The organism is Actinophytocola sp., from assembly GCF_050699915.1.
GTDB lineage: Bacteria > Actinomycetota > Actinomycetes > Mycobacteriales > Pseudonocardiaceae > Actinophytocola.
Genome location: NZ_JBOHGA010000205.1, coordinates 1 through 11,095, shown reverse-complemented (window position 1 = coordinate 11,095; position 11,095 = coordinate 1). Strand labels below are relative to the sequence as shown.

9 protein-coding genes and 2 pseudogenes are annotated in these 11,095 nt (G+C 72.1%); 3 read left to right on the top strand and 8 right to left on the bottom strand.

Annotation, left to right across the window (positions count from 1 at the left end):
* Nucleotides 1-155: 155 nt before the first annotated feature.
* The 5 genes and pseudogenes from ACRDSK_RS27020 to ACRDSK_RS27000 form a co-directional block, all read right to left on the bottom strand.
* Nucleotides 156-1,016, bottom strand: coding sequence for a hypothetical protein (locus ACRDSK_RS27020; protein WP_431444119.1), 861 nt, complete (start codon nucleotides 1,014-1,016; stop codon nucleotides 156-158).
* Nucleotides 1,017-1,041: 25 nt separating this feature from the next.
* A complete protein-coding gene (locus ACRDSK_RS27015; protein WP_431444118.1) occupies nucleotides 1,042-1,752 on the bottom strand; it encodes a hypothetical protein in 711 nt (236 codons plus the stop codon).
* Nucleotides 1,749-2,144 (bottom strand): hypothetical protein, encoded by a 396-nt coding sequence (locus tag ACRDSK_RS27010; RefSeq protein ID WP_431444117.1) that lies wholly within the window; start codon nucleotides 2,142-2,144, stop codon nucleotides 1,749-1,751. The genes ACRDSK_RS27015 and ACRDSK_RS27010 overlap by 4 nt, the downstream gene beginning before the upstream one ends.
* A gap of 400 nt (nucleotides 2,145-2,544) precedes the next feature.
* Nucleotides 2,545-3,357: pseudogene (locus tag ACRDSK_RS27005) on the bottom strand (metallophosphoesterase); the annotation flags it as partial.
* Between the two features lie 34 nt (nucleotides 3,358-3,391).
* Entirely contained in the window at nucleotides 3,392-4,888 is a 1,497-nt protein-coding gene (locus ACRDSK_RS27000; RefSeq protein ID WP_431444116.1) for a glutamate--cysteine ligase, read from the bottom strand.
* 173 nt (nucleotides 4,889-5,061) lie between these two features.
* Here ACRDSK_RS27000 and ACRDSK_RS26995 point away from each other — a divergent pair, with 173 nt between their 5' ends.
* Both ACRDSK_RS26995 and ACRDSK_RS26990 read left to right on the top strand, forming a co-directional pair.
* On the top strand, nucleotides 5,062-5,868 hold the full coding sequence (locus ACRDSK_RS26995) for a TrmH family RNA methyltransferase (RefSeq protein WP_431444115.1): 807 nt from the start codon (nucleotides 5,062-5,064) through the stop codon (nucleotides 5,866-5,868).
* Between the two features lie 24 nt (nucleotides 5,869-5,892).
* Nucleotides 5,893-6,489 (top strand): DUF2537 domain-containing protein, encoded by a 597-nt coding sequence (locus ACRDSK_RS26990; protein WP_431444114.1) that lies wholly within the window; start codon nucleotides 5,893-5,895, stop codon nucleotides 6,487-6,489.
* Nucleotides 6,490-6,551: 62 nt separating this feature from the next.
* Here the strand turns inward: ACRDSK_RS26990 and ACRDSK_RS26985 are convergent, their stop codons facing one another.
* Nucleotides 6,552-8,396, bottom strand: a complete 1,845-nt coding sequence (locus ACRDSK_RS26985) for an ABC transporter ATP-binding protein (protein WP_431444113.1) — start codon at nucleotides 8,394-8,396, stop codon at nucleotides 6,552-6,554.
* Complete coding sequence (locus ACRDSK_RS26980) at nucleotides 8,393-10,186, bottom strand: ABC transporter ATP-binding protein (RefSeq protein ID WP_431444112.1); 1,794 nt, start codon at nucleotides 10,184-10,186, stop codon at nucleotides 8,393-8,395. Before ACRDSK_RS26980 ends, ACRDSK_RS26985 begins: the two co-directional genes overlap by 4 nt.
* Before the next feature lie 120 nt (nucleotides 10,187-10,306).
* Here ACRDSK_RS26980 and ACRDSK_RS26975 point away from each other — a divergent pair, with 120 nt between their 5' ends.
* A complete protein-coding gene (locus tag ACRDSK_RS26975; protein WP_431444111.1) occupies nucleotides 10,307-10,549 on the top strand; it encodes a hypothetical protein in 243 nt (80 codons plus the stop codon).
* 68 nt (nucleotides 10,550-10,617) lie between these two features.
* On the opposite strand, the pseudogene ACRDSK_RS26970 reads toward ACRDSK_RS26975, so the two are convergent.
* Nucleotides 10,618-11,095, bottom strand: a pseudogene (locus tag ACRDSK_RS26970) (hypothetical protein); the annotation flags it as partial.

Below are 11,095 nucleotides of genomic sequence, written 5' to 3'. Positions count from 1 at the left end.
CCCGAAGCCCTGCGTCGCGCCGTCGGCCACCGCGAGCCGGGGGCCGCGGCCGGCTCCGCCGGGCGAGGTCGCGCCGCCGTCCTCCCACTCCGCCTCGGCGTTGCCGCGCTTCGGGGCGTAGTAGATGACGGTCCGGGCCTGGATCACGGCGACTCCTACGCCGGCCGGTCCGGCACGCGGGTGCCGATCTGCAGGACCTTGAGCAGGGTCGACCGGCCGACGTTGAACGCCAGACCGCGGGCGCCGGCCTGGACGTCGTAGCCGTCCACCCGGGCGTTCTCGATCATGGGCCGGGGCAGGTCGCTGCTCAGCGCGAACAGGTCCGGGCCGGGTATCGGCAGGCCGGCCGGGGTCGACGGGAACACGATCTCGGCGACCTCGGCGGGGGAGAGGAACACGTTGAAGAACAGCGTGGGCCCGTCGTTGGTCTCGATCGAGGTCATCCGCTTGACCCAGTCGGCCAGCGTGACGCCGTCGAACGGGCTGTCGGTGACCATGCCGTCGGTGATGTTGATGACGATCGGCGGGAAGGAGTTCGGGTGCGCCGCGGCCCAGTCGAACACGTGCCCGCCGACGACCGCGATCGCCTGGCACATGGGCGTGCGGTAGCCGTGCACCGGGTCCACCCAGACCGGCATCTTCGCGCTGACCGCCATCAGGTCGATCGACGGCTCGGTGCGCACGGACATCGGGTGCTCGGCCAGCTCGGGCAACGGGACCAGCCCCTGCCCGGCGAGCGCCCCGCCGAACGCGGACTCCACGCCCTCGCCGGGCTCCTGCAGCCGGGCGCCGTAGCTGAACACGCCGACGTCGAAGTAGTGCCGCACGGGCGCGTTGACCTCGGCCGTCGCCTTGATGCACATGTCCAGCAGGATGTTGTTGACCGCGAGCGCGGCGCCTTCGGCGAGCGTCGCGCCGGTGCGTCCCCACGGCAGCTTCATCGAGTCCGAGCGGTCCAGCAGGATCACCACGCAGCCCGGGTCGGACCGGGAGACCGACTGGCGGTAGGCGTCCATCCGTGTGTCCTTTCTCAGACCTTTCTCAGCCGCGCTCGCGCCCGGTCAGGTTCCGGCGCACGACGACCGAGGGCCACGCGGTGCCCGGGGTCCAGCGCCACTCCTCGCCGCAGCGCGGGTTGCGGCAGCGGAACGCGTAGGCCGGGTCGGCGCGGCGGACGTCGATGCGGAAGTCGCCGCAGTTCGGGCACTGCGCGACCAGCGCGCTGCCCTCGGCGACGTAGCTCGACAGGTTCGGCGCCGGCCGGGTGTCGTTGTCTGCGGTTCCACCGGCCGCCGGGGCGCTGCGGTTCCACCAGTCGCGGCCGCCCCCTTCGGCCGTGGCGCCGCCGTCGTTCAGCGGCAGCACGAGGTGGCCGGGGTCGGCTCGTGGCTGCGGATCCATGGCGGCCTGCGGGGTCCGGGCCGGCGGCCGGTGGGCCGCGGACGGGTTCTGGTTGGCGCCCGCGCTCGCCTCGTACCAGGGTCGCTGGGCCGCCGGCTGCTGGGGCGCGGGGTGTTGTCGCGGGGGCACCTGCGGTTGGCGAGGCGGCGCGGTCGTGGTGGTCAGCAGCAGGAACGCGACGGCGGTCGCGGCAACGCCGGCGCCGGCCACGATCAGCAACGGCGCCCAGACACTCGCCGCGTCGAAGCGGTCCGCCAGCAGTCCGACCGCGAGCAGGCCACCGACCATCCCGCACACCGCGGTCAGGACCAGGACCACGGCCTGTCGGCTGTCGCCGCCCGGCCGGGTCACTTCGGTTCCTTGACGCGAATGGTGATGTCGGCGCCCGGCTCGCGTGGTTCGAGCGGACCCCAGCAGGTGATGGTGCCCAGCTTGTCCGCGCCGACCGCCTCCCAGCCCTTCTCCAGCTGCGCGCACACGAAGACCGGTTCGTTGGTCTTCAGCCGCGCCAGCTCTGCGGGGCTCTCGACGTTGTGCTGCTCGTCGCCCCACGACACGATCGCCGACCTGACGGGAAACTCGTCCGCGGCGGAGAACTTGATGGACGACTCCGGCTCGGGCTCTTCCGGCGGCGGTGGCGGCTCGGGTGGTTCGAGGGTGAAGCCGAGCAGGAGCACGAGCACGAAGGAGATCGCCAGCGCGTAGAACGGTGCCAAGTACCGGTTCCGCCAGGCACCAGCCATGGCCGCCTCCGCGTGGCGTCAGGGGAGCATTCGCCGTATGTATCGAGGCGGAAACCGATTACGTATCGGCTTGGCGATCCTCTTCACCCGTGGAGTCCGCGGAATCCGTGGAGTCCACGGCTTCTTCGGCGCTCGGCGGCGCTTCGTCCTCGGCGTCCGACTCTGCCGGCGGCTCCGGCTCAGCGTCCGGCTCCGCTTCAGCGTCGGCCTCCGGCTCCGCCGCGGCTTCGACCTCCGGCTCGGTGTCCGGCTCGGTGTCCGACACCGCCTCGGCCTCCGGCTCGAGTTCGGCCTCCGCCTCCGGCTCGGTGCCGAGATCGGTCTCAGCGTCGGTGTCCGTGTCGACATCGGTGTCGGTGTCGATCTCGGCGGTGTCGTCGGCCTCGTCCTCGGGCAGCTCGTCGTCCGGCTTGTCGCTGAACGGCAGCCGCACGACCAGGCACGGGCCGCCGACGAACACGCCGCCGTCGACGCCGAGCGCGCGGCCGTCCGCGTACTCGTAGGGCGTCTCGATCTGCGCCGGGGCCACGCCGAGCTGGTCGGCGATCACGCTGTGCCCGTGCACCACCTGGTCGCCGCCGAGCACGCCGAGCAGCTGGGCGGCCACCTCGCCGCCGTGCGGGCCGCGGAACGCGTGCCGGGTCGTGAGGCGGCGCCAGACCTCCCACCATCCGACGATGTCCGCCGACCGCAGCACCTGCCGGATGCCGGCGTTGATCTCGTCGATGCCGGTGCCCCACACCAGGTACTCGACGGTGTCGGAGTGCATCAGCAGGTGCTCGCCCACGAGCGCGAGCGCCGGCCGGTCGCTCAGCCACTCGATGTGCTTGTCGGTGAGCGCCTCCTGGTCGGTGTGCTGGCCGCCGTTCATCTCCCAGCTGCGCGCGAAGCTGCGCGGGCCGAAGTCGGAGGGCACCTCGGTGTTGCCGTAGTGGTGCATGCCGAGCAGCAGGATCTCGTGGTTGCCGAGCAGCGCCTCGATATGGCCACCGGCCTCCTCGGCCTCCGCGGCCAGCCGCATGACCAGGTCGATCACGCCGATGCCGTCGGGTCCTCTGTCCACGAAGTCACCGAGGAACCAAAGGTGGGTGTCCGCGCCGGACCAGGATGCCTCGGCGTCGATCAGGCCGGCATCGGCCAGCGCCGCGAGCAGCTCGTCGAGATGCCCGTGCACGTCGCCGACCACATACGTGGCGTGCCCATCCTCCTGCACACCGCGACAATATGCCAGGTCGCCTACGACCGCGTCAGATCACCATCCAGGTGTGCACCGGCTGGTTCGACGACGCGAGCTCGATGTAGCGCCGCAACATCCCTACCAGCGCGGCATCCCGGTCCATCCCGCGGTCCTCCAGCCGGGCAACTGTCGCGCGCTGCCAGGTGGAACCCGTGCGCTGCGCGAGACAGCGCTGCTCGATCACGCCGAGATACCGCTCCCGGGCCGAATCGGACACCCCGCAGTCCCGCAAACCCTCGTGCGCCATGGGCAACAGCCGGCGCAGCACCAGCTCGTCCGGCGGCACCCAGCCGATGCCCGGCCAGTACAGCTGCGCGTCGAACGCGTGCCGCGCGCCCGAGTAGAGGTTCTCCTCCGCCGCCTGGAAGGACATCTGTGTCCACACCGGACGTTCCTCCGCCGCCAGCGCCCGTTGCGCGCCGTAGAAGAAGGCGGCGTTCGCGACCATGTCCACCACGGTCGGCCCGGCGGGCAGCACCCGGTTCTCCACGCGCAGGTGCGGAACCCCGGCGACCTGGTCGTACACCGGCCGGTTCCACCGCCAGATCGTGCCGTTGTGCACGCGCAGCTCGGCGAGCCTCGGCGCGCGACCCTCGTCGAGCGCCTCGAACGGGTCCTCGTCGTCGATCTCCGGCAGCAGTCCCGGGAAATAGCGGACATTCTCCTCGAACAGGTCGAAGATCGACGTGATCCACCGCTCGCCGAACCACACCTGCGGCCGCACGCCCTGGTTCTTCAGCTCCTCCGGCCTGGTGTCGGTGGCCTGCAGGAAAAGCGGGATCCGGGTCTCGTGCCAGAGCGCCTTGCGCAGCAGGAACGGCGAGTTCGCGGCGATCGCCACCTGCACGCCGGCCAGGCACTGCGCGGCGTTCCAGTGCGCCGCGAAGTCCTCGGGCGGTACCTGCAGATGCAGCTGCGCGGACGTGCACGCGGCCTCCGGCAGGATCGAGTCGGCCCGGCTGCGCAACCGCTCGCTGCGCTGGCCCGGAATCGCCGGCCCGTCCATCGCCAGCACCATGTCCTCGCCGCGCGCGGCGAAGATCCGGTCGTTGAGCATGGCGTACCGGGCGTTGTTGGACAGCCACCGCGCCTGGAAGTGCTCGTCCCGCAACGTCGGCAGCATGCCGATCATCACCAGCCGGGCACCCGCGTCCTGGGCCTTCATGTCGGCGTCGACGAGCGCCGCGCGCAGCTCCGCCTCCAGCTCGCTGGCCTGGTCGCCGGACAGCGGCCGGGGCCGCACGTTCAGCTCCAGGTTGTGCTGGCCGAGCTCGGTCGTGAACGAGGGGTCGTCCAGCTTCTCCAGCACCACGCCGTTCGTCATGGCCGGCTGCAGGCCGTCGTCGACGAGGTTGAGCTCCACCTCGAGGCCCATCTGGGGTGGTGACGTGGAGAAGCCACCCTCGGTGAGCATCCTGGCCAGCGCGTCCAGGCAACGCTGCACCTTGCGGCGATATCGCTGACGGTCCGAACGGTCGAACCTGTATGTCGCTACATCCTGTCCCATACCGGCCCTCCCCAGCCGGACCTCGCGGTCCCGGCTTGTGCGCGGGAGTTCAACCGTGACACACGAGGAAACGTGTTGCTAGGGGCCAAATCGGTGCAGTGAGTCACGCTCGTTGTTACGGAGTGCGAGGCTTCCGGCTTCCGGGCGTAACAACCGGATCGGCGTTTCTCAGCTTGTGGGAACATGCGGGCGTGATCGACGTGCGCGACCCAGCCGATCCGCGGGTGGACGACTTCCGCGCCCTGACCACCGCCGACCGCCGGCCCGACCGGCCCGGCGGCAAGGGGCTGGTGATCGCGGAGGGCGCGATCGTCGTCCGGCGGATGTTCGCGTCCCGCTTCCCGCTGCGCGCGGTGCTCGGCGTGCCGGGGCGGCTCGAGGAGCTGATCCCCGACCTCGCGAAGCTCGCCGTGCCGGTGTACTCGACGTCGGCCGAGGTGATGGCCGAGGTCGTCGGCTTCCACCTCAACCGCGGCGTGCTCGCGGTGGCCGACCGGTCGCCGGCGCTGTCCATCGAGGACGTGCTGGCCGGCGCGCGGCGGCTCGCGGTGTTGGAGGGCGTCGGCGACCACGAGAACCTCGGCGCGCTGTTCCGCAACGCCGCGGCGTTCGGTGTGGACGGCGTGCTGCTGGGCGCGGGGTGCAGCGACCCGCTGTACCGGCGCAGCGTGCGGGTGTCGATGGGGCACGTGCTGCGCGTCCCGTTCACCTCGCTGTCGCCGTGGCCGGGCGGACTGAAGTTGTTGCGGGACAGGGGTTTCCGCGTGCTGGCGATGACGCCGTCGGCCACCGAGGCGCTGGCGCCGGTCGACGGGAAGGCCGCCGTGCTGCTCGGCTCGGAGGGGCCGGGGCTGACCGAGGAGGCGATCGCCGCCGCGGACGCGGCCGTGCGGGTCCCGATGGCCGGCGGGGTGGACTCGCTGAATGTCGCCACGGCGGGTGCCGTCGCCTTCTACGCGCTGGGTAGTTTTCTCGGGTGAGTTGTGTCGGGGAGAGGAGCGGCGGTGCAGCTGCGCGCCAACGGCGAGCGTGCGGTGCTGGTAGGTCATGACGGTGTCGCCGAGCGTGAGATGGACCCGCGACGGCTGCCGCTGGGCGTTGAGCTGACCGACGCGCTGCACGAGTGGGCGCGGGTGGCGAGCGCGGTAGGGCGCAGCGAGGTGAACGCGAGCGGCGGGAGCGACGCGGCCGGCGCGGTCGTCACCCGCCGCGGCCTGCAGCTCGCCGGCCGGGTGGCGGCGTCGATGGGCGTCCCGGTCGGCTACGTCGACCCGCTGAGCGGCGAGGAGCTGGTGGTCGAGCCGCCCGCGCGGGCCCACCGGCACCGGCTGGCGCACCCACCGGAGCCGGTCCCATGGCTGTCCGGCCTGACCGTGGCCGCGGCGAGCCTGGGGCTGCTGCTGATCACGATGCTGACCCTGGCGGCCACCCTGGCCGAGACGAACGTGCTGCTCGCGATCGGGTCCAACGTGGTCGTCACCGCCGGCCTGCTGCCCTCGGTGTGGCTGGTGCGCCGCCAGCTGATCTGGCGCTGGGTGGCCCTGGGCGTGGCGGTCGCGCTCGTGCTGGGCTGGCTGGCCCTCCCGTTCATCGTGCTCTAGCCGTCTGCCTGGAAGGACGCCTTCAAGACGCTGAACGTCAGCATGGCGTCCTTCCAGGCAGCTCAGGCCAGCGACTCCAGCCACCGCCGGTGCAGTGCGGCGAACCGGCCGCCGGACGGTTCGGAGATCAGCTCCTCGGGGGAGCCGTCCTCCACGATCCGGCCGTCCTCGACCACCAGCACCCGGTCCGCGATCAGCACGGTCGAGAGCCGGTGCGCGATGATCAGCGCGGTCCGGTCGGCGAGCACGGACTCCAGCGCGTGCTGCACCGCCCGCTCGGTCGGCACGTCGAGGCTGGACGTCGCCTCGTCGAGCACCAGCACCGCCGGGTCCGCGAGGAACGCCCGGGCGAACGCCACCATCTGCCGCTGGCCGGCGGACAGCCGCCCGCCGCGCTTGCGCACGTCGGTGTCGTACCCGTCGGGCAGGGCCGAGACGAACTCGTCCGCGCCGACCTCCGCGCCGGCCGCCTCGACCTCCGCGCGGCCCGCGGCCGGCCGGCCCAGTGCGATGTTGTCCGCGACCGAGCCGGCGAACAGGAAGTTCTCCTGCGTCACCATCACCACGTTGTCCCGCAGCTCCGCGTCCGCGACCCGGCGCAGGTCGACGCCGTCCAGCGCGACCGTGCCGGCCGCCGGGTCGTAGAAGCGGGCCACGAGCTTCGCGATCGTCGACTTGCCCGCGCCGGTCGCGCCGACCAGGGCCACCGTCTGCCCGGCCGGAATTGCCAGGTCGAACGCCGGCAGCACCACCGGCCCGTCTGCGGAGTAGCGGAACTCCACACCCGTGAAGGTCACGGCCCGGCCCGTGTCCACGGCCGGCAGCGCGAGCGGCTCGACCGGGTCGACCACGGTCGGCGCCTCCTCGAGCACTCCGGAGATCTTCTCCAGCGCGGCGATCGCCGAGGTGTAGGAGTTCGCGAACATCGCCAGCTCGTCGAGCGGGTCGTAGAACCGGCGCAGGTACAGCAGGAACGCCGTCAGCACGCCCAGCTCCAGCCCGCCGTCGACCACCCGCACCGCGCCGATCCCGAGGACCAGCGCGAGCGAGAGGTTGCCGACCAGCCGCACGGTCATCGTGTACGTCGCCACGAAGTCCAGCGCGTCCTTGTTCGCCCCGCGGAACCGGTCGTTCAACGCCGCCATGATCGACTCGTTGCGGGACTCGCGGCGGAACGCCTGCACCGCCCGCATGCCGTTCATGGTCTCCACGAACTGCACGATGATCTTGGCGATCGCGCCCCGGGTGCCCCGGTAGGCCTGCCGCGAGCGCAGGTAGAACCAGCGGGTCACGATCACCACCGGGAGCAGCCCGGCCAGCACCAGCAACGCCAGCGGCGCGTCCAGCACCAACAGCATGATCGCGATGCCGAACACCGACAGCAGCGCGGTCAGCAGCCCGTCGAGGCCGTCCTCGAGCAGGTCGTGCAGCGAGTCGACGTCGCTGGTCAGCCGCGAGATGACCTTGCCGGAGGTGTACTTCTCGTGGAACGAGAGCGACAGCCGCTGTGCGTGCGCGAAGATCCGCTGCCGGAGGTCGAGCAGCACGTCCTGGCCGAACCGGCCGGACACCTTGAGGAACGCGAAGCGCAGCCCCGCCGAGCCGAGCCCGGTGAACAGGTAGCCGCCGACACACGCGGCCAGCACGCCGGTCCGGCCGTCGACGGCGTCGGGGATGCCGGTGTCGATCGCGATCGCGATGATCACCGGTCCCGCCAGCGTCAGCAGGTTCTCGCCGATCACGAGGGCGAGCGCGAACAGGCCGGTCGCGACACGCGGGCGGACCAGCGAGCCGAGCAGCCGACGCGACCGCGTCTGCAGCCGGGTGCCGACGAGGACGTCGAGCTCCTCGACCTCCTCGGCGGCAACCCCGCGCCAGGATTCGGTCTGTGGCGCCGCGTCCGTCATGCGACCACCTCGTCTCGCGTGTTCTCGTCCATTGTGGACAGTAGGCGGCGGTACTCCGCGTTGCCGGCCAGCAGGTCGGAGTGCGTGCCGACGGCGGCGATCCGGCCGTCGACGAGCAGCGCGACCCGGTCGGCGAGCTGCACGGTGCTGGGCCGATGCGCGACCACGAGTGCGGTCACGTCGGCCAGCACGCTGCGCAGCGCGTGCTCCACCTCGGCCTCGGTGTGGACGTCCAAGGCGGACAGCGGGTCGTCGAGCACCAGCACCGACGGGCGGCCGACCACCGCGCGAGCGAGCGCGAGCCGCTGGCGCTGCCCGCCGGACAGGGCGAGGCCCTGCTCGCCGATGCGGGTGTCCAGCCCCCACGGCAGGTTCTCCACGAAGTCCTCGGCCGAGGCCACCCGCAGCGCCTGCCGCACGTCGGCCTCGGTGAGGTGCGGCGCGCCGAGCGCGACGTTCTCCCGCACGCCGGCCGAGAACAGCACCGGCTCCTCGAACGCCGTGGCCACGACCGTGCGCAGCTCGTCGAGCGCGAGGTCGCGCACGTCGACGCCGTCCACGGTGACCCGCCCCTTCGTCACGTCGGCGAGCCGGCCGACCAGCGCGGTGAGCGTGGTCTTGCCCGAGCCGGTGGCGCCGACCAGTGCGATGGTCTCGCCGGGCCGCAGGTCGAGCGTGACGCCGCGGAGCACCTCGGTGTCCGAGCCGGGGTGCGCGAAGTGCACGTTCTCGAACCGCACGTGCCCGCGCGCGTGCTCGGGCAGCCGGCGCGGCCGGGCCGGGTCGGTGATCGTCACCTCGGCGTCGCGCACCTCCCAGTACCGGGCGGCGGCGGTGGCGGCCTGGTTGGTCTCGGCCAGCAGCCAGCCGATCGAGTCGGTTGGCCAGCGCAGGTAGGTCGCCACCGTGACGGCCGCGACCAGCGTGCCGACCGTCATGTCGCCATTGGCGATGCCGAACGTGCCGAACAGCAGGTGCCCGCCGATCGACATCTCCGGCAGCATGATGATCGCCGCCCAGAGCAGGCCCATCACGTGCACCTTGCGCAGCTCGAGCCGGCGCAGCTCCCGCGCCTCGGCGGCGAACCGCTTGCCGAGATGGCGCCCGCGGCCGAACGCCTTGAGCACCCGGATGCCGAGCACGGACTCCTCGACAGTCGTGGTCAGGTCGCCGATCTGGTCCTGCGCGCGCCGGGCGAGTACCGAGTACTTCGACTCGTACAGCGTCGAGATCAGGATCAGCGGTGCCGCGCAGAGCGTCGAGATCAGCCCGAGCACCGGGTTCAGCAGGAACAGCACGACCAGCCCGAGCACGAGCGTGATGCTGTTGACGATCAGGAAGATGAACGCGAACGCGATGAACCGGCGCAGCGTCGACAGGTCGCTGACCGCGCGGGAGAGCAGCTGGCCGGACTGCCAGCGGTCGTGGAACGCGATCGGCAGGCGCTGCAGGTGGTGGTAGAGGTCGTCGCGCAGCTCCGCCTCGACCCGCGTGCTCGGCCCGGAGATCAACCGGCGCCGGACGAAGAACAGCATCGCCTCGGTGGCGCCGAGCGCGGCGACCACGGCGACGAGCCAGACGAGGTCGGCGGTGTCCCCGGTCGCCACCGGGCCGTCCAGGATCCGCTGGATGACCAGGGGGATGGTGAGGCCGGCGAGCAGCGAGCCGAGCACCGCGGCACCCGAGCCGATCATCCGGGCGCGAACCGGTTTCAGGTACGGGGAAAGTCGGCGCAGCGCGGCGATGTTCGTACCGCGGGCAGCCTGATGTGCATCGTTCGTAATGGTCATGATCTCCCCACGAGTGCCAATCGACGGTAGGCGATGGGCACGGCCTGCGGCATCCGGTTTTCTCACCCGAGGTTGCGCCCTCCAGTGCGCTGGAGGTCAAGTTCGCGGCATCATCTGGACATGACGCGACCGGAAGCCGTGCGATTTCTCCGCACGGAGTCGACGATGGCGTACCCCGACGGGCGGCTGCTGGCGCTGCGCGAGGGAGCGATGCACGTCCTCGCGCCGGACGGCTGGACCCGGCTGCGCTCGAACCGCCCGCCGGGCTCGACGTGGCTCTCCCGCGAGGAGGCCGAGGACTGGTGCGAGCGGGAAGGCTGGGACCTACACCTGCTGGACACCGTCCCGGGCGCCCGCGTTTAGAGGCGGCTACCTGCCTGGAAGGACCCCATCAGGACCTTCACCGTCCGGAAGGCGTCCTTCCAGGCGTCTCAGCGGTTCGAGCGGGTGCCGAGCAGGACGTCCTCCCAGGACGGGACGGTCGGCCGGGCCTTCTTGCCCTTGCCGCGCCGAGGCGCGGGCTTCGGCGGCTCTTCCTTCGCCACGGCGGGCTGGGGAGCAGGCTCGGGCGCCGGTGTCGGCTCGGGGGCCGGCTCGGTGACGGGCTCGTTGACGGGCTCGTTGACCGCGGGCTCCGGAGGCGGGGCGTCCGCGGCGGGCTTGCGCGGTTCGGCGGCCGGCTGGCGAGGCGGGGCCGCCGGGCTCGCGGAAGCGGCCGGCTGGCGAGGCGAGGTCGAGCGACGGGTCGAGGCCGCCGGTCGGCGAGGTTCGGCGGCCGGTTCGGTGCTGGGCTCGGGCTGGCGGGGCTCGGGTCGACGGGCGGCGGGCTGGCGAGGGGCGGCCGCCGGCTGACGAGGCGGTGCGGCCTGGGTCGCGGACGCGGCGGGCTGGCGAGGCGGGGCCGCGGGA